The organism is Moraxella canis, from assembly GCF_002014965.1.
GTDB lineage: Bacteria > Pseudomonadota > Gammaproteobacteria > Pseudomonadales > Moraxellaceae > Moraxella > Moraxella canis.
Window position 1 is genome coordinate 16,171 of the sequence record NZ_MUXT01000006.1, and the last position, 24,640, is coordinate 40,810.

The following is a 24,640-nucleotide window of genomic DNA, read 5'->3' on the forward strand; positions in this document are numbered from 1 at the left end:
TAGAATCTGAGTGGCTATTTTTATGGCTAAGATGGATCAATGGTCGGCAGCGATTGCACCTTGACTGTGTAGATAGTCGATGATTTCTTTGATTTTTTGAGCTAAAAGATTGGCATCACCGCGCGCCTCGACATTCAGGCGGATCAAAGGCTCGGTATTGCTTGAGCGCAAATTAAACCGCCAATCCCCAAAATCCAGGCTCAGCCCATCTAAGGTGTTTTTTTGGGGGCTGTGGTCAGCGTATTTTTGCTCTAAGCCTTGGCTGATGGCAGCAGCATCAGTTTCACCCAGTCTAAAATTAAGCTCACCTGAACTTGGGAAGTCTTGAATATAATCATCTACCAGCTCTGCCAAAGACTTGCCTGTGACCGACAATAGCTCAATCAGCAGCAGCCAAGGAATCATGCCGCTGTCACAATAAAAAAAGTCTTTAAAATAATGGTGCGCTGACATCTCGCCGCCATAAATCGCCTGCGTCTCGCGCATGACTTGCTTGATGAACGAATGCCCTGATTTACTTAGGGCAGGCACGCCTTGCATCTTTTCGATGACATTTTGGGTATTATAAATTACACGCGGATCATAGACGATGGTCTGCCCAGGATGTTTTTGTAAAAATGCAGCCGCCAGCATCCCGACCACATAACTGCCATCAATAAAGCGTCCATTGGCATCAAATAAAAAACAGCGGTCAAAATCGCCATCAAATGCCACGCCAAAATCCGCACCCGTGCTTAGCACCGCATCACGGGTCGCGGCTTGATTGGCGACGATCATGGGGTTTGGAATGCCATTTGGAAAGCTGCCATCTGGCTGATGATGCACTTTGATCAGCTCAATGGGTGAGCCTGCCAAGCGCTCTTCAAGAGCATCGACCACAGGACCTGCTGAGCCATTGCCGCTGTTGACGACGATTTTTTTGGGGGTGAACTTAGTAATATCCACAAAGCTCATCAGCTTATCGACATAAGCGGTTTTATCGGGGTTTTGGGTGATACTGCCTTTTTGGTTTTCAATAAAATCGCCGCTTTCAGCCAGTGCGCGTACTTCGATCAATCCCGTATCGGCGCTGATGGGGCGTGAGTTTTCACGCACCATTTTTAAGCCATTATAATTGATGGGGTTGTGGCTTGCGGTCACCTCGATGCCGCCGATGGCTTGATAATGACTGGTCGCAAAATACACCTCCTCGGTGCCTGTCATCCCAAGGTCAATCACATCCACGCCTGCATCGGTGATACCTTCGATGGCGGCGACTTTGAGCGCATGGCTTGAAGGTCTGATGTCTGAGCCGATGACGATGGCGGGGCGCTCGGTGGTGTTTTGGGATTTTAGGATTTGGGCAAAGGCGCGAGCGATGCGATAGCTGATATGCTCATCAAGTGTCACATCCAGCTCACCGCGCACATCATACGCCTTAAAACATGAAATGGTGATGGGAGAAAATATTGTCACAATCGGTGTCCTTAAATCAGATCATATACTCTTTCATTGTATCATGGTTTTTAAGAAATGATCATCTGCACTTATTCGACAAATCACAAAATGGCATAAAGACTTGGTTAAATGGCATAATAATTAGCATGCCCGTTCATACCAAAAACCTTAAAAATTTGTTATAGTGAAAGACATCAAAACTACATCGAAATCGGAGAGTGGGTATGAAAATTGCAAAAAACATCACACAGCTGATCGGCGGTACGCCTTTGGTTGAGCTGACGCAGTTGACGCAGGGGTTGGGCGCTCGCGTGGTGGCGAAGCTTGAGTATTTTAATCCTGCAAGCTCGGTCAAGGATCGCATTGCCCTTGCGATGATTGACGATGCCGAAAAGTCAGGACTTTTGACCAAAGATACCACCATCGTCGAGGCGACCAGCGGTAACACAGGTATTGGACTTGCGATGGTGGCGGCAGCGCGTGGCTACCGTTTGGTGATCACGATGCCTGAGAGCATGAGCCTTGAGCGCCGTGCGCTGCTTCGTGCTTATGGTGCCGAGCTTGTACTGACGCCAGCTGCTGAAGGGATGGGCGGCGCCATCGCCAAAGCCAATGAGCTTGCTGCCCAAGATGGCTACTTTATGCCGCGTCAATTTGACAATTTGGCCAACCCACAAGTACACCGTGATACCACTGCCGAAGAGATTTGGGCGGACACAGACGGTCAGGTAGATATTTTTGTGTCAGGCGTGGGCACGGGCGGCACAGTCACAGGCGTCGGTGAAGCGCTCAAAGCCAAAAAAGAAGACATTCAAGTTGTCGCGGTCGAGCCGCTGGCATCACCTGTCTTATCAGGCGGCGAAAAAGGTCCGCACCCGATCCAAGGCATCGGCGCAGGATTCATTCCATCGGTGCTTAATACCGACATCTATGATGAAGTCATCAAAGTAGCGAATGAAGATGCTTTTGGTGTGGCGCGCGATATGGCAGCCAAAGAAGGCTTGCTTGTTGGCATCTCGTCAGGCGCGGCAGTGTCGGCGGCGCTTGAATTGGCAGCACGCGAAGAAAACGCAGGCAAGCTTATCGTCGTCATCATCCCTTCATCCGGTGAGCGCTACTTGTCAACAGCGTTATTCGCTGATTTGGCGCAATGATCATCTTTTTAAATTGACCAAACTCTCCTTGTTGTTATAATAACAAGGAGAGTTTTTTTGGAGGGCTTATGACGCCAACCGCCAATTTTGATGATTTGCTTGCCTTGATGGCAAGACTTCGCAGCGATTGCCCTTGGGATGCCAAGCAAACCAATGCATCGTTACAAAAATATGCCATCGAAGAGGTGTATGAGCTCATCGAAGCCATCCAGACCGATGATGGCTCGGCATTTGCCACGGAGCAGCTCAAAGGTGAGTTGGGTGATGTGCTATTGCAGGTGGTTTTTCATGCGCACCTGTATCAAGAGGCGGGGCGTTTTGATATGTCAGAAGTGATCTTAGCGCTCCAAGATAAGCTGATCCGCCGCCATCCGCATGTCTTTGATAAAGAAAATCTAAAAACCGATGCCGATGTCAAACGGCGATGGGATGAGATCAAAGCCCAAGAAAAAGCCCATTTGGCGGCTTTAGGTCAGCCCACACGGCTTTTATCCGATGTCAAGGCAGGCAGCGCGCTCATGCAATCTCAGCACCTGCAAGACAAAGCGGCAAGCGTTGGTTTTGATTGGGCAAATTTACAAGGCGTGCTTGATAAGCTCAAAGAAGAGCTTGATGAACTTGATGAGCTTTTGCCGACAGGTGAGTTTGATTATAAATCAGATAAGCTTAATAAAGAACAAAAACAAAAACTGTCTGATGAGCTTGGGGATGTGTTGTTTGTTTTGACCAATTTGGCGCGCCATTTGGACATTGATAGCGAGATGGCGCTACAAGGCGCTGCAGGTAAATTTCGCCGCCGTTTTGCTTTTGTTGAGCAGTCGCTGATGGATCAAGGCAGATCGTTTGAGGACAGTGATCTGGCAGAAATGGATCACTATTGGGAGATGGCAAAGGCAAATGAAACTTAACGCTTGGTCGCCCATCGCCTTATTGTTTGGCGGTCTTTTGTGCGCAGGCTTGGGACATGCCAACGAAGCCAAACAGTGCTATGCTGATGCCCAAAGCGCCTACCAAGCGCTGATGAGCACCCAAAAACCCAAACCCTTAAATATCAATACCGCAAGCCAAGCTGACTTTGTAAGCTTGGTGGGTGTGGGGCATAAGACCGCCCAAGCCATTGTGGACTATCGAAGTGAGCACGGCAAATTTGGCTCTGTTGAAGATCTGATGAATGTCAAAGGCGTTGGACCTGCCATTTTAAATAAGAACCGTCACCGCTTAAGCGTGGCAAATTAATCTTGAGTGATCACTGCTCATTAATCAAGCATTCATAAATTTTTTAACCGAAATTATCAAAAATACCCAAAACTGTACTGATAACCTTCAAGCTTTGGTGAAAATCTTGGTTTTTTATTCGCTTTTTTGTTAGATAAGCGTTAAAATAAAGGGTTTAATTATGATGAGTTTTGGGCAATGTCCCAGTAATCAAGGAGCAGGCATGGGCAAAGCGCCTAAAAAGCCAAAACAGACCAAAAAAAGCACCTGTACCACACATTCAGCCAAGTCGCTGCGATTACAAAAAGGCAGTTTGCCGCGCAGTATTGTAGAGGTCATCGGCACACTACAAAAAGCAGGATTTGATGCTTATATCGTCGGCGGCGGTGTCAGAGACAGCTTGCTTGGTTTGGCGCCTAAGGATTTTGATGCGGTGACCGATGCCAGACCGCATGAGATCAAAGCGATCTTTGGGGGTCGCTGCCGCATCATTGGTCGGCGCTTTCAGTTGGCACATGTGTATTCAGGTCGTGAGATGATTGAGGTGGCGACTTTTCGTGCGCCGCCTAAGGATGATACACACACCACCGAAGATGGCATGATCACCCGCGATAATGTCTGGGGCGACATTGAGCAAGATTTTGCACGCCGAGATTTTAGTATTAATGCGCTGTACTATCAGCCGATCAAAGCCGAGGTGCTTGATTTTTGTGGTGCGCTCAAAGACATCAAAAGTCGTACGCTTCGCTTGCTTGGTGATGCTCGAGTACGCATCGAAGAAGACCCTGTACGCCTTTTGCGCGCCTTGCGCTTTAAGGCGAAGCTTGACTTTGAGTTTGATGACTCGTTGGCTGAACAATTCAATCAAGAAAATTGGGCGCTGCTTGAGCAGGTTTCGGCGCATCGCTTGTATGACGAAACCCAAAAAATGTTCAGCGGCGGGTATTTGACGCCACTGTTACCACTGCTCTTTGACTATGGCGCGATGCCAAGTTTGATGAATTATGCACCCAATGAGCCGACGCCTTTGATGATGGCGGTCGCCCAAAATACCGATCGGCGTATCGCAGCAGACAAAAGCGTCAATCCAGCGTTTTTTTATGCGGCGATGCTTTGGGAAAATTATCTGTATCAATTGGCAAAATATAAAAAGCGTGGCTTGCCGTTTCATGAAGCGCAGATTAAGGCGGCCGAAAAAACCATCGACGCCCAGCGTATCAAAACCGCAATTCCTAAGTTTGCCGAACAATTCATCGCAGATATTTGGCTGCTTCAGCCTAAGCTTGTCAATCCAAGGGTGCGTGACATCGCCAATTTGGAGCGGTTACCAAAATTCCGCGCTGCATTTGACTTTTTGGTGCTCAGAGAAGGTCATGATGCCCATCCACTGTCTGAGCCGACTCAAAATATGGGTGCTTGGTGGCAGGCGTACCAAGATGCCAGCGCCGTTGATAAAGCGATTATGATTGAGGAATTTGGTACGCAAGCAGGCACGCCAAAACGCCGCCGCCGTGATCGTCATGCCAAAAAAGATGCCAAAACTCGTGAGCTTGAGCAGCTCAAAGAGCTTTCTTTGCGTAGTGAAGATGAGGTGGTCAAAACGCGTCCTGAGCCCTTGTTTGTGGTGGCAGGGGCAGAAGATTTAACCAAAAAACCCAAAGCACCACCCAAATTGCCAAAGCCTATCATACCGACGCCTGTCTTTGAGCCGGTGGATTTTACTGAGGCAGATTTTGAAAAACTGCTTGCCAATGATGAGCCTTATATCCCAGCGGCGCGCCACCGTAAGCGTAAGCCATCATCGACTTTGTCCATCAAAGAGCGTGAGCAGGGTGTGAGTGAAGATCAGGTAGCCCCTCAAGCACCAAAGCCTGCACGGCGCCGTACACGGCAGACTAAGGCGGCTGTTACTGAGAATACGCCCGCCGATCATGCTGACAAATCAGCTTCAAAAACGCATGCAGGCAGCACTGAGACCAAGCCGAAGCGGACACGCAGCCGCAAATCCAATGCCAAACCAAAGGCAGATAGCATATGATCAGCTGCTATATTGGACTTGGGGCTAATATCAGCAATGCACTGGGCACGCCCATTGAGCATATTGAGCGGGCGGTAGCAGCTTTCAAAGCTTCATCGGCATTTTATGAAGTGCGCACCTCGTCGCTGTATCGCTCAGCGGCTTTTGGTGTGACGGATCAGCCGGATTTTTATAATGCGGTGCTGTCAGCCAAAACCACACTGTTGCCCATTGCTTTACTTGATTTTTGTCAGTCTTTGGAAAGCGATGCCGGTCGCATCCGCAAGCGGCACTGGGGTGAGCGATCTTTGGATGTGGATGTGCTGCTGTATGGCGATGAAATGATCAATACCGATCGCCTGACCGTCCCGCATCCAGGCTTATTTGAGCGAAACTTTGTGCTTGTGCCGCTATTGGAGCTTGAAGATGTTCATATCCAAGGTACACCAATCAGCCAAAGCCCTGTTGCGCATGACATGACAGGGCTTGAATTGTTGGATCATTGGGCATGACAGAGCCAAGCGATCGGATCTAAGTTTGTCGTTATGGGTAGAAAAATTGCTTAGCGCACCCATAAAGATTGGGCTTGCCAACTTTTCATTGCTCATATCAGCCGCTGACGATTTGGCGACATACCACAGGTCTTATGAAGCGGTCAAAAGCCGCTTATAAATTTATTAACAAGCGTCATGTGATCATCAATGACGCACAATCACAGTGAAAACAGATGACTTATTTAGCCGACAAGCCAAAAGCGACCATTACTTTGTCCACTTTGAATAAATACAAGGCAACAGGTGAAAAATTCAGCTGCTTGACTTGCTATGATGCCAGCTTTGCTGCTTCGATGCAGGCGGCAGGGGTGGATAGTATTTTGGTGGGCGACAGCCTAGGTATGGTTGTTCAAGGTCAAGCCTCGACACTGCCGGTGACGGTGGCAGATATGGTATATCACACCGAGAATGTTGCGCGCGCTAACACGCATGCGCTGATCATGACGGATTTGCCATTTATGAGCTATGCCACTTTGGATGATGCCATCGCCAGTAGCCGCGCGGTCATGCAAGCTGGCGCTCATATGGTGAAAATTGAAGGTGGTCGCAACCTGACTCAGATTGTCTCAACACTTGCGGATAATGGCGTTCCCACTTGTGTACACTTGGGCTTGACGCCCCAATCGGTGAATGTGTTTGGTGGCTATAAAGTTCAGGGTAAAACCGACGAAGCTGCCAATCGGCTGATCGAAGATTGCCATGCTGTGACTGCGGCAGGGGCGGCGGTACTTTTGCTTGAATGTGTGCCAGCTGAGCTTGCCAAAACCATCACGCAAAGCGTCGATTTGCCCGTCATCGGTATCGGCGCAGGCGTGGATACTGATGGTCAAGTGCTGGTCATGCATGACATGCTTGGCGTCTATACGCGTAAGCCTGCCAAATTTGTCAAGGATTTTTTGACAGACTCTAAAAACGCCAGCCGAAGCATTCAAGGGGCATTTGAATTATATCACGAAGAAGTCAAGCAAAAAGCATTTCCAACGCCTGCACACAGTTTTTTATAACGAGTCTGTCGGCGTTTAAAATTGCTATTTCATTCATCAACTAAATAACCAAAGCCTTTTAGTGACATATTTGCATCAATCATACCAAGGTTTGCCATGAAAATTTTTCATAACATCTTACAATTGCGCACGGCGCTTGATGAATATCGCAAAAACGATCAAAAAATTGCCTTGGTGCCCACCATGGGTAACCTGCACGATGGGCACTTATCGCTTGTTAATACTGCTAAGCAGCACGCCGACATTGTGGTTGTGAGTATTTTTGTCAATCCGACCCAATTTGGGGCAGGTGAGGACTTCGACAGTTATCCACGCACGCTTGAGGCAGATGTGGACAAATTATCAGGCGCTGCTGATTTGGTGTTTGCGCCGAGTGTCGAGGAGATGTATCCGGCTTATCCGCCCAATGTGCAGGTGCTCTCAGGCGAGATCACCAAGATGCTGTGCGGTCAGTCACGCCCCACACACTTTGACGGTGTGGGCTTGGTGGTGAGTAAGCTGTTTAATATCGTCAAGCCGCAGATTGCTGTGTTTGGTAAAAAAGACTATCAACAGCTTGCCATCATCAGACAGCTGAATGATGAGCTAAACTTTGGCGTAGAAATTATCGGTGCACCAATCGTACGAGCCCAAGATGGATTGGCGTTGTCATCACGCAATCAGTACCTAAACGATAGCGAGCGTGCCACGGCGCCTGTGCTGCAGCAGACGCTGCAAGCTGTTGCTAAGACGCTTCAGACCGCTGATTTGATGGATTATGATGCGCTGATTGATGTTGCCAAATCTAAGCTTACCCAAGCTGGTTTTGTGGTGGATTATTTAGAAATTTATAATCAAAAACTACAAAAAGTCAGCTGCGGTGATCAGGCGCTGGTTCTATTGGCGGCGGCGTGGCTTGGTAAAGCGCGGCTTTTGGATAATTTAGAAGTCGTTTTAGACAACCCAGTTTCGGTCTGAACACTCAGTTTGGCGGATAGGTGATCTCATGCAACCACAGACACCCAGCTGTATTATCATCGTCTCAGGGCGTTCAGGGTCGGGTAAGACCTCGATCCTAAATGTGCTTGAAGATTTTGGGTATTATGTCATTGATAACCTGCCGTTATCGCTGCTTGCTGATGCGGTAGATTGTCTGACCGCAGAAAACAGCGTCGCTAAGATTGCGCTTGGCGTCGATGCGCGTGTACCAGGAGCGGATTTATCTGACTTTCCTGATGTGTATGAACGCTTGGTACAGACATACGGCGAGCAGGTCGTCAAAGTGCTGTATGCCATTGCCTCAGAGGAGGTGCTCGTGGCGCGCTTTGGGGCGACGCGCCGCGTCCATCCGTTGATCACGATGGGCGTGGTGGGTAATTTGCCCAAAGCCATTCATAGCGAAATTGCGCTGCTTGAACCCATCGCAAGGCTTGCTGATATCAAGCTAGACACCAGTTTACTCAATACGCATGAGCTCAAAGAGCGAGTGCGTGATTATCTGGGCTTAGAGGTGGAGCTGACCATCACTTTATTGTCATTTGGCTTTAAATACGGCACCCCCAAAGATTCTGATTATGTGTTTGATGTGCGTATTTTGCCCAATCCGCATTGGCACCCCAATCTTCGTGAGCAGTCGGGCGAAGATAAGGAAGTTCAGGCGTTTTTTGCTAAGCATCCAGAAGTGGACGAGATGGCAACGGACATCGCCAAATTTTTACAAAAATGGCTACCTTATTTCATCCACAATAACCGCCACAGCGTCACCATCGCCATCGGCTGTACAGGCGGTAAGCATCGCTCGGTTTATATCGTCAGAGCGGTAGAATCAAAGCTCAAAAACAGTTTACCAAAATCGCTCAAAGTCACTGCCAAGCATCGCGAAAGACGATTTTGGACTGATGATAGCGTTTAATAATTAAGAGAATATCATGATTGATTGGTCAAAAATGGACATGCGAGTTTCTCGTACCGAAATCAAAAAATCCCACGAGCGCTTGCAGGCTTTGGCGCTGCCACTTGCCAATTTATCCAAAAAGCAACAAAAATCTTTGCCAGTTAGCGAGTATTTTTTGGATGAGCTGTCTCAGTTGGCGAGTATCAGCTCAGGCGGCGCCAAAAATCGTCAAATCAAGCGCGTGGGCAAATTGATCGTCGAAGAAGATCGCCATGCGCTGACGCAGGCTTTGTTTGAATGTCAATTTACGCCCGAACAAATTGCCAAAATTGAAACGTGGTACGCCCGCCTAAAGCTGTCTGATGAAAGTACTATTAAGCAGTTTGTGAAGCAATTTAACGCCAGTGAATTTAACAGCATCTATCAGCTGCTGCTTTGGATTGAATATGCCAAGCACTTACAAGACGATGAGCTTTTGGCGGAAAGCTTGGCAGATTTTGAAAGCTATGTCAAAGAAGTGGCGATTTTATCAACGTGATATATTCAGTATCACTTTGATCATAAATTAAGATTAATTAAAAAGTTAGCCATGTTCTTTATTTAATTTGGCTGTGAATACGCCGAATATCTTAAATATAGATTGTTCGAATGGCGTTTAACTTATCGTGCTGACATCTCCACTAATGCCCTAATCAGGGCGTTCTTGTTTTTCGATATACTGTCTAATGGTATCAATAGTAGCACCACCAGTCGTTAGCAAACAATACGCCCTAGTCCAAAGTACAGGTTTCCAGTAAAAGTAAGCCAAATGCTTTGCAAATTCCTTTCTCATGAGTCGGCTAGTCACTGTTTTTAGATTATTGATAAATTTACTTGGCATGATATTGGGGTGCATATCAAGCAGTAAATGCACATGGTCGGCTTCTCCGTTGAACTCTAATAGCTCAACTTCCCATTTTTGGCAAAGATTGGTTACGATTTCTTTTAGCCTATCAAGCATGACTGCCGTAAAACATTTTTTGCGGTATTTAGTAACTAACACTAAATGATAGGTAAGTTTATAAACGCAGTGATAGTGTGATTTTAGCCTGTTGTTCATCATTGACACCAAATAAAAATAATGATAAATTATACCCATATTTCAATCCGCTAACAAGCCATGCTCAAAGCCTACAAATACAGAATTTACCCAAACAGTAAACAGGCCTTAGCGTTTGAACAACACTTTGGTTGTGTGCGTTTTGTATATAATTGGGCGTTGGTATTGCAAAAACGCTACTATGCCATGTTTGGCAAGTCGTTATCTCGTACCCAAATCCAAAGTCAGTTAGTCAAGAAAAAGAAAACAGGCAAGTTTGCATGGCTAAACGAAGTTAATAGCCAATCCCTACTTAATGCCTTGCTCAATGTCTATACCGCCTTTACCAATTTTTTCAAAGGTCGTGCCAAGTTTCCACGGTTCAAATCTAAAAAAATACTAGGGCGTAGCTACCAATGCCCTCAACACTGTACCGTAAACTTTGAACAAGGGATTATCAATCTACCCAAAATCAAAGGCATTAAAACCGTATTTAGCCGTGAATTTGTTGGCAATATCAAAACGGTTACGATTAGCAAAACCGCTACAGGCAAATACTATGCAAGCATATTGGTTGAAACTGCTGATATATTGCCAACACCAACAACAATAGAACCTGACCTTACTGTGGGTATTGATTTAGGTATCAGTCACTTACTCAATCTATCAGACGGTAGCAAATTTGATCATCCAAAGCATTTAGCCAAAGCCAGTCAAAGACTTGCGATACAACAAAGAATCTTTGCTCGCAAACAAAAACAAAGTAAAAACTATCAAAAACAAAAATTAGCCGTTGCTCGTATTCATGAAAAAGTACGTCACGGACGCCTAGACATACACCACAAAATCACGCATAGCCTTATCTGTGAAAACCAAGCAACAAGCTATGCACTTGAAGATTTAGCGGTGAAAAACCGAAAACTTGCCAAAGCGATTAGTGATGTGGGTTGGGGGCAATTTGTTACCCTACTCACTTACAAGGCAAATTGGTATGGCAAAAACATTCTAAAAGTAAATCGGTTCTTTGCCAGTAGTAAAATTTGCTCGCATTGTCATCACAAATTGGATAGTCTACCGCTATCTGTTAGAAATTGGACGTGTCCTAGCTGTCAAACACACCATGACCGTGATACCAATGCTGCAAACAATATACGCAAGCAAGCGTTAGCTGATGTAGCAGGACTTGCTACTGTGTAAAGAGTTCCCCCATGCCGATACTATTCAGCGATAGTGGTATGGCGAAAGATAGCAACTTAGGTTGTTATGGGTCGCAAAGATTCCCCCGCTATAACCGCTAGGTTTGGTGGTGGGGGTATGTCAAATGGCGCCAATAACGGTGATTGTCACTGGAGTTTGCCTTTATGTCATTTTATATTCCACCCATTCGTGCACGAGATACCCAAGAGCCGCATCGCGTCTCAACCACTCTAGAGCTCTTGTTTGACTTGGTGTATGTCATTGCGGTCTCAGCTGCTGCCAGTGGTTTTTATGAGCGGCTGCGTGTGATGGAGTTTTCTGGGTTTTTGACGTTTGCGTTGGCATTTTTTATCTTATGGAATGCTTGGACCAGTTTTACGTGGTTTGGTTCGGGGTATGATCCAGATGATGTGCCTTATCGCATTTCGGTCATGCTTCAGATGTTTGGGTCATTATTGATCGCGGTGAATATTCATCAGTTTTTTGATCAGGGGCTCATGTGGATTGGGGTGACAGGTTATGCCATCATGCGCTTGGCGGCGTGCTCTCAGTGGTGGCGCGTGTATCGTGATCTGCCTGATCACAGACAAGTGGCACGGCGCAGTATTATTGGGTTATTTACTTTGCAAAGCATGTGGATTATCTGGCTGTTTTTACCAGATTATTTGCAAACGCCGTCATTGTTTGTTTTTATTTTTTTAGAATTATTCATGCCCATTTGGGCGCGTTCAGAGCAGCTGTATAATTGGCATCCAGGTCATATTGCCGAGCGTTATGGGTTGATGACGATCATTGTGCTTGGCGAAGGGGTGATCGGTGTCAGCGAGATCATCCGTTTTTATGTGGTGCATTCATCTTATAATGCCGCTTCAATTTTGATCTCAGCGTCAGGCTTGACTGCGTTGTTATTTGCGATGTGGTGGCTGTATTTTAAAATTCCTTTTGCGCACATACTCAGCACCCATCGCCATCGCGAGGATTTGCCGGTGTTTGGTTATGGGCACTTTTTTGTCTTTGCTGCCATCGCGGGGCTGAGCGGCGCCTTGAAATTGGTCAAAGATACTCATATGATAGCGCCGGCTCAAGTCACCGAGTCGTATGTCATGGCAACGATCTTGCCGCAGCTGGCAGTATTTTTATTGGCTTTGTCTTTGCTGCGGGCTTTTATGTGTAAGCATTCTGGGTCAAATTTACTGGCTTTTTGTGCGGCATTGGTGATTATTATCATCAGTTATATCGCGGTGAATGCAAGTTTATCTTTGACTTATGGCATTTGGCTGAGCGTGTTGGCGCCTGTGATTATGATTGTCATATTTAGCTTTGATAATAATCAATGGTATAAAAAACACCCTGAATTCAAGCAGCCTAGAACTTGATTTAGGATCAGTCTATCTAAGCCAATCGGCATCAGATCATCAAATGAGGTTGATTGGTATGAGCCGAAAGTTATGATAAGTCTAAAAGTAATAAAGCCACATGAAATTTGGGTTCATGTGGCTTTATTACTCATCCATTAGCAAAAGGCTTGCGCCTTATTTCCATGCAATCTTCCTAAATACAGCAGTTCATCCGTGTGGCTCATCCATTTGCCCATTCCTTTACTGTGGGGATAGTATCTCAAATTTGGCATCAGCTGACCAGTGGCAAAAAGCGCCAATCTGTGTAGGAGAATGCTTACAAGGCTTCATGAATAATTCTGGTAATTTATGATCCGATCGGCTAAGATGATCAAAAGTCACCAAGGAGCATCTATGGCACGAGTACGCCTAACCCCGCCCGAACCAGTGTTATTTAGTACGCCGCTGAAAGTACAAGTGGGCGATTTGAATTATGGCAATCATTTGGCTAACGATGCCGTACTTAGACTGGTGCACGAAGTCAGACTGCGCTGGTTGGCTTCGAGCGGTTTTTCGGAGATGGATGCAGGTGGGGCGGGACTGATTATGGCAGATGCCATGGTGCAGTATGTTTCGCAAGCATTCTATGGTGATGAGCTGATGTGTCAGATCAGCATCGGTGAGATTGGTCGTTCAGGTTTTGAAATTTATACCAAAATTCTCCATCAAAATGGCGCTGTGATTGCGATGATAAAGAACGGCATGGTCTGCTTTGATTATTCTGCACAAAAAGTGGTGAATATCCCTGAGGCGCTGCTGAATTTTATCCATAAAAAATCGGCATCTTCTTGATGCCGATTTTAAGAGTTTTAAGCAGCTTGCGTGTTTTTAGACAGTTTTAAATTCAAAGCAAACATCGCCAAAACCAATACCAGCCCAACCATATCGGTCATTATTTCAGGCACGATTAAGCAAAACGCACCTATCGCCATCACAAGGCGCTGCCATGCGTTCATTTGTATCCTAAAGTAGCCTTCCACAGCAGCTGACAGCGCGATCACGCCAATGATCGAAGTGGTAGAGACCATCGCGATGGTATGCCAAGCAGGGCGCAAAAACTCTTTGGTGGTCACCATGGCGTCAGCAACATCAATCATGAGCATATTTGGGTTATAAACAAACATAAATGGCACAATAAAACCCGCCAAGGCAAGTTTTAGCGACTGCCAGCCTGTCTTCATCGGATCGCCACCTGAAATGCCTGCGCCAGCAAAGGCTGCTAATGCCACCGGCGGTGTGATATTGGCAAATATCCCAAAATAAAAGACAAACATATGCGCCACCAAAATTGGCACATCAAAGCTTGCCAAAGCAGGCGCTGCCATCGTTGCGGTAATGATATAGGCAGGAATGGAAGGCAAACCCATACCTAAAATCATCGATGCGATCATGGTCAGTAGTAAGGTTAAAAATAGTGAACCTGCACCCAAAGTAACGATGGATGAAGTAACCACAGAGCCAAAACTGGTTAAATTAACCACACCAATGACCACACCAATCGCCGCACACGCCGCCATCACTGACAAGGACTGCTTGGCACCATCTTCAAGCGCTTCTAAGATGTCTTTAAAACCCATGCGTGTCGCTGGTCTTAGCCAACTGATGACTATCGTAAATGCGATGGTATAGGCAGCAGCATAGCCCACAGGGATGTTATTTGCTAATAATGCAATCAAAGCAACAATCGGCAAGAGCATATGACCACGCTGCTTGAGCACTTCTTTGACGCGTGGCAAATCGGCTTTTGGTATGCCTTTTAGATCGCGACGACCTGCACGAAAATGAACTTGCATGATTACCCCAAGATAATACAGTAAAGCAGGTAATACCGCAGCCAATGCAATGGTACTGTATTTAACACCTGTCGTCTCTGCCATAATAAATGCCGAAGCACCCATGATTGGCGGTAAAATTTGACCACCAACCGAAGCACTGGCTTCCACTGCGCCTGCAAATTCTTTTTGATAGCCGATGCGCTTCATCAAGGGAATTGTAAAGGCGCCTGTGCCCACGACATTGGCAACCGCTGAGCCATTGATTGATCCCATAAAGCCGCTTGAGATGACAGCCACTTTGGCAGGGCCGCCTTGTTTGTGACCTGCTAACGCTAATGCCAGATCATTAAAAAGCTGACCCATGCCAGAGCGCCCCAAAAAAGCGCCAAATAGGATGAATAAAAAGATAAATGTCACAGAAGCGCCGATCGCTGACGAATAAAGACCTTCTGTTTTTAGGTATAATTGCCCAAAAATATCGCCCAAATCATAAGGGCGTGTCAGCAGCCTGTCAGGCATAAAATCCATGTGGCTAATAAAAGGGTAGGCCAAAAAAATCAACGCAAAAATCGGTAAAATCCATCCTGTGATACGCCGAGCACTCTCCAAAACCACAATAACGGTAATGATAGAAAAAATCACATCTGTTTGATTGGCGATGCCGCCGCGTGTACTGGTGATGGCGCTAAATTCAAATATTAAATAGCCTGCCGTCACAAATGACAACAAAACCCAAATCCAGTCATACCAGGCGACAGAACGACGGCTGCTGCTTTTGCTGGCAGGATAAATCAAAAATATCAGTGCAGCACCAACAGCAACGTGAATCGATCGCTGCAGCAGCTCTGCCATGGGATTAAAAGTGATATAAACATGGAATAAAGAGTAAGCAATGGCAATGGCTGCAATCAGCCATTTTACTGTTTTGTTGGTGGGGTGTCTGGTGATAGATTCTCGGTCAAATTTTTCGAGTACAGCTTGCGCATTGGCATCAGCTGGAATGTTTTGTGTGTGCGTGTCGGTCATGACAGCTCTCCTTAATCAACCAAAACCATTTGGGGTGTTCTTCACTGGATATTTGAATCTCGGTATAGTCCGCAACGCGTTCATAGATGGGTAATGAGCCGTGTTGACCCAGAATTGTCCCTTGCATATTCCGCGAAACAACCCAATGGATTTTGAGCAACAGCACATCGCTTGAAAGCCCAATGTAGCCTTCAGGCGCTGGAATGACAGCACCGACTGATGGCGTGCCAGCCCCAAAAGTTTGTATAAAAGTCTTGGTCAGACGAAGCTGTGTGCCATCCATGTGATAATACTCTTGCCAATATTGTTTTTCGACAGAGTGTCGCCATTTGAGCGTAAAATCAGGCTCAGACCACTGGCAATCGATATCACCGCCTTGAATTCTGATGGCTTGCTGGCTTTTATTAAGGTAGATGATCGGTAATGTTGCCAAAACCAACAAAATCAGCCATATCCAAGGCGTGCTAACTGAGTTTAGCTTAAGCAATGCAACTTCCTGCTAAGACACATACGCAAAATGGTCGATAACATAACCGACCATTTTGCGACCTAAGAACGGATTATTTGCCTGCAACTTCATCATAGTATTTTTTGGCACCTGGGTGCAGATCAACGATCAGACCTTGCTGAGCGTTTTCAATGGTAATACCATTGGCAGCTTGGTGAGCAGTTTGCAATGTGGATAAATTGTCAAAAAATGACTTGGTCAAGTTATACACGTCATTCTCGCTCAAATCACTGCGCACCACCAAAGTATTCATCACTGCAGCAGTCGAGACATCGGCATCATTGCCATAAGTACCCGCAGGAATGGTTTGTTCAACGAAAATGTTATTTTTGGCAGCAGCTTGAGCGACTTTATCAGCAGGAATGGCAACCAACTGTAAGTCAAATCCTTGTTGTAGCTCCATGAGTGACGAGTTTGGTAAACCACTGGTAAAGAACGCGGCATCCAGTTTACCCGTTTTTAGACCATCCGCCGCTTCAGCATAGCCCAAAAAGTCAGGTGTAAAATCATTATAAGTGATGCCCAGTGACTCAAGTAGGGCGCGCGCAGATGACTCAACACCTGACCCTTGGGCGCCAACAGCAACGCGCTTACCACGCAGATCATCAATGGTACTGATGCCTTTTTTGCTAGAGGTGGCGATCTGAACGTAGTTTGGATATAGTGTCGCCATAGTTTGGACATTGTCTACTTTTTGCTGAAAGCTGCCCACGCCATTGACAGCGTCGCTAAGAGCATCATTCATCACAAAGGCCATTTCAAGTTTCTTTTGATTTAAAAGATTTAAGTTCTCAACGGATGCGCCTGTTGTTTGAGTTTTTGAGTTGACACCAAATTGCTGCGCATAAATTTCGGACAATGAGGTGCCAATGATGTTATAAGGACCTGAGGCGCCGCCTGTACCGATTGTGGCAAATTTGGTTTCAAGCGCATTGGCAGCTGCCGATGCTTGAGCGGTATCGCTATTTGCAGCAGGCGCATTGGCAGTTTGGTTATTATTCCCACAGGCGGCAAGTGTCAATGCAGCTAAGGTGGCGATGGCGGCTTTTGATGTCAATTTCATAATCACTCCTTGTTAGATAAAATATGAACTGTTTATCAAGAAAGTTAGACGCAAGTTTTTTGAATCTAAACTCAGTTTTAGCTCCATATTAATTTATAATATCAGAAAAAGATGGCTTTTGACTATACTTTTATATATTTTGGGGCGAGCTTAATAAAGAAATACGATGACATGGCAAGTCATCAATCCAAATCCTTTGCCTCGCCCATAAAAAAATCGGCATCTTCGTGATGCCGATTTTAAGAGATTAAAGGGTATTGCACGCTGCTTACTTTTTTTCTTCGCGAACTTTATTCACCAAAAAATCCACCACTTGTGGCACTTTGGCGCTTTCGCCTGACACCACATATTTACCATGTACAACCACCGCAGGCACGCCAGACAGACCATAGCGCGTCGCTCCTGCCTTGGCACGCTCAATTTTGGTGGTCACTGCAAATGAGTTATACAAGCTGTCAAACTTTGCTTTATCCACGCCTTGAGACGCATACCAGTTGCCAAGCTCTTGTTGTGAGCTGATGATATTACGCTTGCCGTCTTTATGAACAGCATCAAACAGTGCCAAATGGGTTTGCTCTTGGGCGCCCAACTGCTGAGCGGCATAAAAACCACGCGCGCCCACTTCCCACATTGGATTCATCGCCGCAGGTGTTTGGAAAAATGCCACATCGCTGGCACGAGTTTTTGCCCATTTTTGCATGTGCGGCTCAAGATTATAGCAATGCGGGCAACCATACCAAAAAAATTCACGCACCACAATGACATCGCCTGCGATATTTTCAGGATTTGGCAAGACTTTATAATCTTGACCTTCCACAAAATTTGCATGAGCAAATGTCGCCAGACCCACCGCAGCTGTCAGTAATGTTGTTTTTAGTGCAAATTTCATAAAATTTCCTTGTTGCAATACACTTACAATAAAAAAGCAAAGACCACTTAGTAGATATTGGGGTCAAAAATCAGATGAGCTATAGTTTATCGCATTTTTAGCCCAATGTGGCAACTGTTTTCTTAATGCTTCGTTGCAGATTGTGTAAATTTTTGTATGTATCAGGCGAAATTGAGTAAAATTTTATCCAAATTCTGTCAAGTTTTTCTTGGAGTTTGCGCTCATTTCAAGATGTCAAAAGAGTTTGTATTAAAGGTTTTTGGCTTGAATTGATGAATCATTCCAAAAAGTAGTCAAAGACAGTTAAAGATGATAAAATAAAAATATTTAACAATAATTAGGACAATACCATGCAAAGTAATGATCACGCCGCCATCGACAGCACGCCGCATCCTGCTAATAACGCTGATTTTGATGAAATCGGTAAATTCACCAAGCTGGCAGATGAGTGGTGGGATCGTATGGGAGCGTTCAAAGCGCTGCATGACATTAATCCGCTGCGTCTTAATTGGATCGAAGACCGCGTCAGCGAGCATTTTGGCTCATCTTTGGTGGATAAGTCGGTCGTGGATATCGGCTGCGGTGGCGGGATTTTGGCGCATTCGATGGCGGTACGCGGCGCCAAGGTCTTGGGCATTGATTTGGGTGATGAAAATCTAAAAGCAGCCAGCATCCATGCTGATAAAACGGGCATGGCACAGACGCTGCATTTTCGCTGTATTCCAGCTGAAGCGCTGGCGAGTGAAGGCGGTGAGTATGATGTGGTCACTTGCATGGAGATGCTTGAGCATGTGCCTGATCCTAGTGCGATTGTACAAGCGTGCTATGATTTATTAAAGCCGGGCGGTGTGTGCGTGATGAGCACTATTAACCGAAATCCTAAGTCGTATTTATTTGCGATCGTCGGTGCTGAATATGTGCTAAATTTGGTGGATAAAGGCACGCATGATTGGCATAAGTTCATCACGCCAGCTGAATTAGATCAGATGGCGGTCAGAGCTGGTTTTCAGCGATTTGATTTGACGGGTCTACATTATAATCCGATGACGCAGCATTATTGGCTGTCCAATAAAAATGTCGATGTCAATTATATGATGGCATTCACCAAACCAAGTGCGCAAACAGACGCACCAAAAAGTGCCTAAGGACGCGTTATGACACAGCCCATCCAAGCGGTGCTCTTTGATTTGGACGGTACATTGATTGATACCGCGCCTGATTTTGTTCGTATCATTCAGCAGATGTGCGCTGATGATGGGCGATCTGCCCCCAGTGAAGCGGCGATACGCGAGCAGGTGTCAGCAGGTGCCCGCGCCATGGTCAAACTGATTTTTACTGAGCAATTTGACCAGGTCAGCGACGACGATCCAAAGCTATTAAGCCATCGCCAGGCATTTTTGGATCGTTATGAGGCGGATATTTGTGTCGATAGCCGAGTGTTTGAAGGGCTTGATGTGCTTTTGTCTGAGCTTGAGCGTCAAGGGCTGCCGTGGGGCATTGTGACCAATAAGCCGCGCTATTTGGCAGAAACTTTGTTGGACAAGTTAAATTTATCTGAGCGCTGCCAAGTATTGGTTTGTCCAGATGATGTCGCCAACACCAAGCCCGACCCTGAGCCTTTGTATTTGGCGTGTGAAAAGCTTGGTGTTGAGCCATCCGCGTGTATCTATGTCGGCGACCACCATCGGGATATCGTGGCAGGGCGCGCCGCCAATATGCAAACAGTCATCGCAAAGTTTGGCTATTTGTCGGCGGAGGACTTGGCAAGTATGGATACTTGGGGCGCCGATGCCATCGCCGAGACGCCCAAAGAGTTGACAGATTGGGTGCTAACAAAGCTATCATCTTAGATATAGACATTAAATTATTAACCAAATCACAGATTGGATGATTCATGACAACCACGCTTTCACATGATGAGATACGTAAGTTTGACTATTCTAAAGACAGCCTAAAAGATAAAATCATCTTAGTGACTGGTGCCGGAGATGGTATTGGTAAGGTGGCGGCACTGACTTATGCCAAATGTGGCGCGACAGTGCTTTTGCTTGGTAGAACGCAGTCAAAGCTTGAGGCGGTGTACGATGAGATTGAAGAGTTAGGACTACCGACGCCTGCGATTTTGCCCATGGATCTTGAAAAAGCAAGCTTTGCACAGATGCAGGAGCTGGCAGGGCTGATCGAAAAAGAGTTTGGTCATATCGATGGCGTGCTACATAACGCCGCCATCTTAGGGGCATTGACGCCGCTTGAGATGTACGATCCGATCACCTTTGAGCAAGTGATGAAGGTCAATACAACTGCAGTGTTTATGCTCACCCAAAGCCTGATTCCACTGCTGCGAGCAGCCCAAAGCGGCTCTGTGGTATTTACAAGTAGTAGCGTTGGCGCTAAGCCAAGAGCATTTTGGGGGGCGTATGCGCTCTCAAAACAAGCCGTCGAAGGCATGGTGAGTATTTTTACCCAAGAAACCCAAAACATGACAGCGCTTCGGTTTAATTGTATTAATCCTGGTGCCACACGCACCAATATGCGCGCGCACGCTTTTCCTGGCGAAGACCCTTATACGCTCAAAACGCCCGAAGACATTATGCCTGCGTATGTGTATTTGATGACAGATGAAGCTTCTGGCGTCAAAGGTCAAGTGATTGACTGTCAGCCAAAATAAGCCGCTTTGAGTTGATACAGCGTTGTGGCTGCAGTGACTTAGCCTAAATTTCAGGCAAGCTGTCATACTAATTTTATAAACTACCCACAAAGCCCATTAAGCCTTGGTCTTGGGCGGCTGTTATCTGACTTTTAAAATTCACCAAATAGGTGCTATCGTGAGCTTATTTCAAAACTTCTTGATCATTTTGGCGCTGATTTTGACATCGAGTTTTTTCTCGATTTCTGAAATCGCCTTAGCAGGCTCAAGAAAAATCAAACTCAAATTATTGGCAGAATCAGGCGATGATCGCGCTGATAAAGTACTAGCCTTGCAAGAAAACTCGGCTGATTTTTTTGCCACTTCTCAAATCGGGCTTAATGCCGTTGCCATCTTGGGCGGTTCGGTGGGCGAAAGCGCGCTACGCCCTTATTTTGCCGAGTGGCTTGGCTTGGTGTATCAAGGACCTTGGCTTGACAGCATTGCCTTTTTTTCTTCATTCATCTTGATCACGCTGCTATTTATTTTATATGCCGATTTGATCCCTAAGCGCATCGCGATGATCAATCCTGAACGCGTGGCTTTGGTGGTCATCAATCCGATGATTTGGACGATCCGTGCGGTCAAGCCGCTTGCGTGGATCATCAACACCATCGCTGATCTGACTTTTCGTCTGTTTAAGGTCAATACCGCGCGCGATGACAGCATCACTTTTGATGACATCTCTGCCATCGTCGATGCCGGTGCCGAAGCGGGCGTCTTGATGGAGCAAGAGCAGCATTTTATTGAAAATGTGTTTGAGCTTGAAGAGCGTACAGTGCCATCGTCGATGACGGCGCGTGAAGATGTGGTGTATTTTACTCTCAGTGAAAGCGAAGAAAGCATCCGCCAAAAAATCGCCGATTATCCGTATTCTAAATTTTTGGTGTGTAATGAGCACATCGATCAAGTTATCGGCTATGTCGATACCAAAGATATCTTGGTGCGCATATTAAGTGAGCAGCCGATTTTTCAGCTTAATGAGTCCACCATCCGCAATGTGCTCATCATTCCAGATACGCTGACTTTGTCTGAGCTTTTGGATAAGTTTCGTGCAAGTAATGAAAAAATGGCGGTAGTGATCAATGAATATGCGTTGGTGGTCGGTGTCATTACGCTGTCAGATATCATGATGACGGTGATGGGCGACTGGGCAGCAGCAGAGCCTGAAGACTTACAAATCATTCGCCGTGATGAAAACTCTTGGCTGATCGATGGCATCACGCCCATCGATGATGTCAAGCATGCGCTTGATATTGATGGGTTTCCTGATTGGGATCATTATGAGACTTTGGCGGGTTTTATCATGTATCGTCTGCGTAAGATTCCACGCCCTGCAGATTGGGTGGAGCATGAAGGCTTTAAATTTGAAGTGGTGGATATTGATCATTATAAAATCGATCAGCTCTTGGTCACGCGCCTAGAACAACCGACCGAGGGGTCTGAAGAAAGCTAAAAGGCGCTTTGAATCAGCTGTTTGTCGTTAGAACATAAAAATTAAAAATAAGGAACTGATATGGCATCAAATGCACGATTTGGTTTGCCCATTTGGTCAATGCTATTGCCATTGGTGGCTTGGGGATTGTTTTTTGTTGGGATTAAGTCAAATATATGGCTGCAGATTTTGGGCGGTATATTCTTAATTGGTAGCGTGTTATCGGCAGTTTATCACGCTGAAGTGGTGGCGCATAAGGTTGGTGAGCCTTTTGGTACCATCATTTTGGCATTGGCGATTACCATCATCGAAGTGGCGCTGATCATCTCACTGATGGTCGCAGGCGGTGATAATGCCCCTTACTTGGCGCGCGATACGGTCTTTGCGGCGATCATGCTGATCTTAAATGGCATTCTTGGGGTGTCTTTGATGATTGGCGGGCTTAAGCACCGAGAGCAGTTTTTTGGTCAAAAATCAGCCAGTACCGCACTCATCACCTTGGTGTCGATTTTGGTGATGACGCTGATTATGCCAAATTTCACCACATCCACCGCCCAAGGCACCTACTCAGCAGCGCAGCTGATCTTTGTGGCGCTGGCGTCTTTGGTGCTTTATAGCTCTTTTATCATGGTGCAAACTGTGCGACACCGTGATTATTTTTTGGCAGCAGATGATGACTTGGATCATCACGCCGAGCCGCCGAGCGCTCAAGTGACCGCAGCAAGCTTTGTGTTTTTGTTGATCTGTCTGGGCATCGTTGTGATGCTTGCCAAGAGCCTAAGCCCTAGCATCGAAGCTGCGGTGGTGGCGATGGGCGCACCAGCAGCACTGGTGGGTGTGATTATCGCTGCGGTGGTGCTGTTGCCAGAAGGCTTGGCGGCTTTGAATGCCGCGCGCCGCAACCGTTTTCAGACCAGCCTAAACCTAGCGCTGGGATCAGCCTTAGCAAGCATTGGTCTGACCATTCCTGCGGTGACGATCGTGTGTCTGATGTATGACATTCCGCTGGTGCTGGGCTTGGATGGCAAATCCATGGTGCTGCTTGGTTTGTCCACTTTTATTGTCATGCTCTCGCTCAATCAAGGGCGCACCAATATCTTGTATGGCATCGTGCTATTGGTCAATTTGGCAGCGTATATCTTTACCATCATCGTGCCTTGATCGTTCGTGCTTAAGCTTAGTAATCTTTGTACAAAAAATAATACTCAGCGCTGATTTGTCTTGCATTCTAAAAATTATAATTTATAATAACTGCTAATATGTTCATTACTATTTATAATTAAAGGAATTGCCGTGAGCACGACATTACGACAGCTAAGAGCCTTTGTGCTTGTCGCTGAACAAAATAGCTTCACCAAGGCAGCAGAGACGCTTTGTTTGACTCAGTCGGCGCTGTCTGGACTGATTAAGGAGCTTGAGCAAAATCTGGGCGTCAAGCTGTTCGACCGCACGACGCGCAAATTACACCTGTCTGATGCTGGTGTTCGGCTGCTGCCGCAGGCTCGGCGCGTGCTCAATGAGATGTCGGTCTTAAACGAAAAAGTCAGTAATCTGAAGTCGCTGCACCAAGGGCATGTGCGCCTAGCGGTCTCGCAGCAGCTGTCCGCCAGTGCGATGCCAAAGTTTGTGGCGAAGTTTTGTGACATTCATCCTAATATCCAAGTGACGCTCACCGACTGCTCGGTCGATGATGTGGTGGAGCATATCGAAAATTTAGAAGCCGATTTGGGCGTTGCGCCTGAGCGTGCGTATTCTGATGATTTAGAAGCGGTTGTGTTGTTTTCTTCGCCATTTTATTTGGTGCTGCCTGCTACTCATCCATTTGCCAAAAAAGATGTTTTGCGCTGGACGGATTTATTAAATGAACGCTTGATCACGCTCAATGGTCCTTTTATCAAAAGCCTACAAAATGAGCTGCCAACCCAAATTTCAAGCCGTATTTTTAATCCTGATTTTGAAGTGAATTTTTTATCGACAGCACTGGGCATGACGCGTATGGGACTTGGTGTGACCTTGTGTCTGTTATACGCCGCTGAGTGGGTCGAACAAAATGGCTTGGTGATGCGACCGATCGCCGATCCTGTCGTTGAGCGAAAATTTTTATTATACACCCATAAAAACCGCTCTTTGTCACCTGCGGCATTGGCATTTAAGGAGTTTTTGGAGCAAAATGCGCACGAGTTTTTGGTCAGCCACTCAAAAGCAGCTGGCATCTGATCAGGCGCCAGCACTTGATCGGCGACCTTAGACGGTCTTAAAGGGTTTAAAAAACTTTTGCCAAATTTTCATCCAAAATATATTGGATTTGCGTTATACTAACTGTGTTTTGATC

Annotated in this window: 24 protein-coding genes; 18 read left to right on the top strand and 6 right to left on the bottom strand. The window is 46.2% G+C overall.

Going from position 1 to position 24,640, the window contains the following annotated elements; translation table 11 throughout:
• Positions 1–36: 36 nt before the first annotated feature.
• Entirely contained in the window at positions 37–1,455 is a 1,419-nt protein-coding gene (locus tag B0180_RS05130) for a phosphohexomutase domain-containing protein (protein ID WP_078255966.1), read from the bottom strand.
• 206 nt (positions 1,456–1,661) lie between these two features.
• Between B0180_RS05130 and cysK the strand changes: the two genes are divergently transcribed.
• From cysK to yjgA, 9 genes are all read left to right on the top strand, one after another.
• The gene (cysK, locus tag B0180_RS05135) at positions 1,662–2,591 is read left to right on the top strand and encodes a cysteine synthase A (RefSeq protein WP_078255967.1); all 930 of its coding nucleotides are present in this window, start codon (positions 1,662–1,664) and stop codon (positions 2,589–2,591) included.
• Between the two features lie 68 nt (positions 2,592–2,659).
• Entirely contained in the window at positions 2,660–3,499 is an 840-nt protein-coding gene (gene mazG, locus B0180_RS05140; protein ID WP_078255968.1) for a nucleoside triphosphate pyrophosphohydrolase, read from the top strand.
• Positions 3,489–3,827 carry a ComEA family DNA-binding protein gene (locus B0180_RS05145; RefSeq protein WP_078255969.1) on the top strand — a complete coding sequence of 113 codons (339 nt, stop codon included), beginning with the start codon at positions 3,489–3,491 and terminating at the stop codon, positions 3,825–3,827. Before mazG ends, B0180_RS05145 begins: the two co-directional genes overlap by 11 nt.
• Positions 3,828–4,029: 202 nt before the next feature.
• Complete coding sequence (gene pcnB / locus B0180_RS05150; RefSeq protein WP_078255970.1) at positions 4,030–5,844, top strand: polynucleotide adenylyltransferase PcnB; 1,815 nt, start codon at positions 4,030–4,032, stop codon at positions 5,842–5,844.
• Entirely contained in the window at positions 5,841–6,335 is a 495-nt protein-coding gene (folK, locus tag B0180_RS05155; protein WP_078255971.1) for a 2-amino-4-hydroxy-6-hydroxymethyldihydropteridine diphosphokinase, read from the top strand. Before pcnB ends, folK begins: the two co-directional genes overlap by 4 nt.
• 215 nt (positions 6,336–6,550) lie before the next feature.
• Positions 6,551–7,381 carry a 3-methyl-2-oxobutanoate hydroxymethyltransferase gene (gene panB / locus B0180_RS05160; RefSeq protein WP_078255972.1) on the top strand — a complete coding sequence of 277 codons (831 nt, stop codon included), beginning with the start codon at positions 6,551–6,553 and terminating at the stop codon, positions 7,379–7,381.
• Positions 7,382–7,477: 96 nt separating this feature from the next.
• The gene (gene panC / locus B0180_RS05165) at positions 7,478–8,338 is read left to right on the top strand and encodes a pantoate--beta-alanine ligase (protein ID WP_078255973.1); all 861 of its coding nucleotides are present in this window, start codon (positions 7,478–7,480) and stop codon (positions 8,336–8,338) included.
• Between the two features lie 28 nt (positions 8,339–8,366).
• Positions 8,367–9,272, top strand: coding sequence for an RNase adapter RapZ (gene rapZ / locus B0180_RS05170; protein WP_078255974.1), 906 nt, complete (start codon positions 8,367–8,369; stop codon positions 9,270–9,272).
• A 16-nt stretch (positions 9,273–9,288) separates the two neighbouring features.
• Positions 9,289–9,792, top strand: a complete 504-nt coding sequence (gene yjgA, locus B0180_RS05175) for a ribosome biogenesis factor YjgA (protein ID WP_078255975.1) — start codon at positions 9,289–9,291, stop codon at positions 9,790–9,792.
• 150 nt (positions 9,793–9,942) lie between these two features.
• Here yjgA and tnpA read toward each other — a convergent pair whose 3' ends face one another.
• Positions 9,943–10,353, bottom strand: coding sequence for an IS200/IS605 family transposase (tnpA, locus tag B0180_RS05180; protein WP_078255976.1), 411 nt, complete (start codon positions 10,351–10,353; stop codon positions 9,943–9,945).
• Between the two features lie 60 nt (positions 10,354–10,413).
• Between tnpA and B0180_RS05185 the strand changes: the two genes are divergently transcribed.
• The 3 genes from B0180_RS05185 to B0180_RS05195 all read left to right on the top strand — a co-directional run bounded on the left by B0180_RS05185 (position 10,414) and on the right by B0180_RS05195 (position 13,718).
• On the top strand, positions 10,414–11,529 hold the full coding sequence (locus tag B0180_RS05185; RefSeq protein WP_078255977.1) for an RNA-guided endonuclease TnpB family protein: 1,116 nt from the start codon (positions 10,414–10,416) through the stop codon (positions 11,527–11,529).
• A 164-nt stretch (positions 11,530–11,693) separates the two neighbouring features.
• Positions 11,694–12,905, top strand: a complete 1,212-nt coding sequence (locus B0180_RS05190; RefSeq protein ID WP_078255978.1) for a low temperature requirement protein A — start codon at positions 11,694–11,696, stop codon at positions 12,903–12,905.
• A gap of 375 nt (positions 12,906–13,280) precedes the next feature.
• A complete protein-coding gene (locus B0180_RS05195; RefSeq protein WP_078255979.1) occupies positions 13,281–13,718 on the top strand; it encodes an acyl-CoA thioesterase in 438 nt (145 codons plus the stop codon).
• 17 nt (positions 13,719–13,735) lie between these two features.
• Here the strand turns inward: B0180_RS05195 and B0180_RS05200 are convergent, their stop codons facing one another.
• The 4 genes from B0180_RS05200 to B0180_RS05215 all read right to left on the bottom strand — a co-directional run bounded on the left by B0180_RS05200 (position 13,736) and on the right by B0180_RS05215 (position 18,187).
• Complete coding sequence (locus tag B0180_RS05200) at positions 13,736–15,727, bottom strand: TRAP transporter permease (protein ID WP_078255980.1); 1,992 nt, start codon at positions 15,725–15,727, stop codon at positions 13,736–13,738.
• Positions 15,693–16,214 (bottom strand): DUF1850 domain-containing protein, encoded by a 522-nt coding sequence (locus B0180_RS05205; RefSeq protein WP_078255981.1) that lies wholly within the window; start codon positions 16,212–16,214, stop codon positions 15,693–15,695. The genes B0180_RS05200 and B0180_RS05205 overlap by 35 nt, the downstream gene beginning before the upstream one ends.
• 73 nt (positions 16,215–16,287) lie before the next feature.
• Positions 16,288–17,298 carry a TAXI family TRAP transporter solute-binding subunit gene (locus B0180_RS05210; RefSeq protein WP_078255982.1) on the bottom strand — a complete coding sequence of 337 codons (1,011 nt, stop codon included), beginning with the start codon at positions 17,296–17,298 and terminating at the stop codon, positions 16,288–16,290.
• A gap of 268 nt (positions 17,299–17,566) precedes the next feature.
• On the bottom strand, positions 17,567–18,187 hold the full coding sequence (locus tag B0180_RS05215; RefSeq protein WP_049235628.1) for a thiol:disulfide interchange protein DsbA/DsbL: 621 nt from the start codon (positions 18,185–18,187) through the stop codon (positions 17,567–17,569).
• A gap of 350 nt (positions 18,188–18,537) precedes the next feature.
• Between B0180_RS05215 and ubiG the strand changes: the two genes are divergently transcribed.
• The 6 genes from ubiG to B0180_RS05245 all read left to right on the top strand — a co-directional run bounded on the left by ubiG (position 18,538) and on the right by B0180_RS05245 (position 24,525).
• Positions 18,538–19,332, top strand: a complete 795-nt coding sequence (gene ubiG, locus B0180_RS05220; RefSeq protein ID WP_078255983.1) for a bifunctional 2-polyprenyl-6-hydroxyphenol methylase/3-demethylubiquinol 3-O-methyltransferase UbiG — start codon at positions 18,538–18,540, stop codon at positions 19,330–19,332.
• A gap of 9 nt (positions 19,333–19,341) precedes the next feature.
• Positions 19,342–20,037, top strand: a complete 696-nt coding sequence (gene gph / locus B0180_RS05225) for a phosphoglycolate phosphatase (RefSeq protein ID WP_078255984.1) — start codon at positions 19,342–19,344, stop codon at positions 20,035–20,037.
• Positions 20,038–20,081: 44 nt separating this feature from the next.
• Complete coding sequence (locus tag B0180_RS05230; protein ID WP_078255985.1) at positions 20,082–20,855, top strand: YciK family oxidoreductase; 774 nt, start codon at positions 20,082–20,084, stop codon at positions 20,853–20,855.
• A gap of 157 nt (positions 20,856–21,012) precedes the next feature.
• Positions 21,013–22,329: a polyamine export protein PaeA gene (gene paeA, locus B0180_RS05235; protein WP_078255986.1), complete on the top strand. Its 1,317-nt coding sequence runs from the start codon at positions 21,013–21,015 to the stop codon at positions 22,327–22,329.
• 60 nt (positions 22,330–22,389) lie between these two features.
• Positions 22,390–23,469 carry a calcium:cation antiporter gene (locus B0180_RS05240; RefSeq protein ID WP_049235633.1) on the top strand — a complete coding sequence of 360 codons (1,080 nt, stop codon included), beginning with the start codon at positions 22,390–22,392 and terminating at the stop codon, positions 23,467–23,469.
• A gap of 132 nt (positions 23,470–23,601) precedes the next feature.
• Entirely contained in the window at positions 23,602–24,525 is a 924-nt protein-coding gene (locus tag B0180_RS05245) for a LysR family transcriptional regulator (protein ID WP_078255987.1), read from the top strand.
• The last annotated feature ends 115 nt before the right edge of the window (positions 24,526–24,640 follow it).

Excerpts from the sequence above, each read along its gene's own strand:
- cysK (WP_078255967.1), top strand. The coding sequence starts at position 1,662 with ATGAAAATTGCAAAAAACATCACACAGCTGATCGGCGGTACGCCTTTG.
- mazG (WP_078255968.1), top strand. The coding sequence starts at position 2,660 with ATGACGCCAACCGCCAATTTTGATGATTTGCTTGCCTTGATGGCAAGA.
- B0180_RS05145 (WP_078255969.1), top strand. The coding sequence starts at position 3,489 with ATGAAACTTAACGCTTGGTCGCCCATCGCCTTATTGTTTGGCGGTCTT.
- pcnB (WP_078255970.1), top strand. The coding sequence starts at position 4,030 with ATGGGCAAAGCGCCTAAAAAGCCAAAACAGACCAAAAAAAGCACCTGT.
- folK (WP_078255971.1), top strand. The coding sequence starts at position 5,841 with ATGATCAGCTGCTATATTGGACTTGGGGCTAATATCAGCAATGCACTG.
- panB (WP_078255972.1), top strand. The coding sequence starts at position 6,551 with ATGACTTATTTAGCCGACAAGCCAAAAGCGACCATTACTTTGTCCACT.
- panC (WP_078255973.1), top strand. The coding sequence starts at position 7,478 with ATGAAAATTTTTCATAACATCTTACAATTGCGCACGGCGCTTGATGAA.
- rapZ (WP_078255974.1), top strand. The coding sequence starts at position 8,367 with ATGCAACCACAGACACCCAGCTGTATTATCATCGTCTCAGGGCGTTCA.
- yjgA (WP_078255975.1), top strand. The coding sequence starts at position 9,289 with ATGATTGATTGGTCAAAAATGGACATGCGAGTTTCTCGTACCGAAATC.
- tnpA (WP_078255976.1), bottom strand. The coding sequence starts at position 10,353 with ATGAACAACAGGCTAAAATCACACTATCACTGCGTTTATAAACTTACC.
- B0180_RS05185 (WP_078255977.1), top strand. The coding sequence starts at position 10,414 with ATGCTCAAAGCCTACAAATACAGAATTTACCCAAACAGTAAACAGGCC.
- B0180_RS05190 (WP_078255978.1), top strand. The coding sequence starts at position 11,694 with ATGTCATTTTATATTCCACCCATTCGTGCACGAGATACCCAAGAGCCG.
- B0180_RS05195 (WP_078255979.1), top strand. The coding sequence starts at position 13,281 with ATGGCACGAGTACGCCTAACCCCGCCCGAACCAGTGTTATTTAGTACG.
- B0180_RS05200 (WP_078255980.1), bottom strand. The coding sequence starts at position 15,727 with ATGACCGACACGCACACACAAAACATTCCAGCTGATGCCAATGCGCAA.
- B0180_RS05210 (WP_078255982.1), bottom strand. The coding sequence starts at position 17,298 with ATGAAATTGACATCAAAAGCCGCCATCGCCACCTTAGCTGCATTGACA.
- B0180_RS05215 (WP_049235628.1), bottom strand. The coding sequence starts at position 18,187 with ATGAAATTTGCACTAAAAACAACATTACTGACAGCTGCGGTGGGTCTG.
- ubiG (WP_078255983.1), top strand. The coding sequence starts at position 18,538 with ATGCAAAGTAATGATCACGCCGCCATCGACAGCACGCCGCATCCTGCT.
- gph (WP_078255984.1), top strand. The coding sequence starts at position 19,342 with ATGACACAGCCCATCCAAGCGGTGCTCTTTGATTTGGACGGTACATTG.
- B0180_RS05230 (WP_078255985.1), top strand. The coding sequence starts at position 20,082 with ATGACAACCACGCTTTCACATGATGAGATACGTAAGTTTGACTATTCT.
- B0180_RS05240 (WP_049235633.1), top strand. The coding sequence starts at position 22,390 with ATGGCATCAAATGCACGATTTGGTTTGCCCATTTGGTCAATGCTATTG.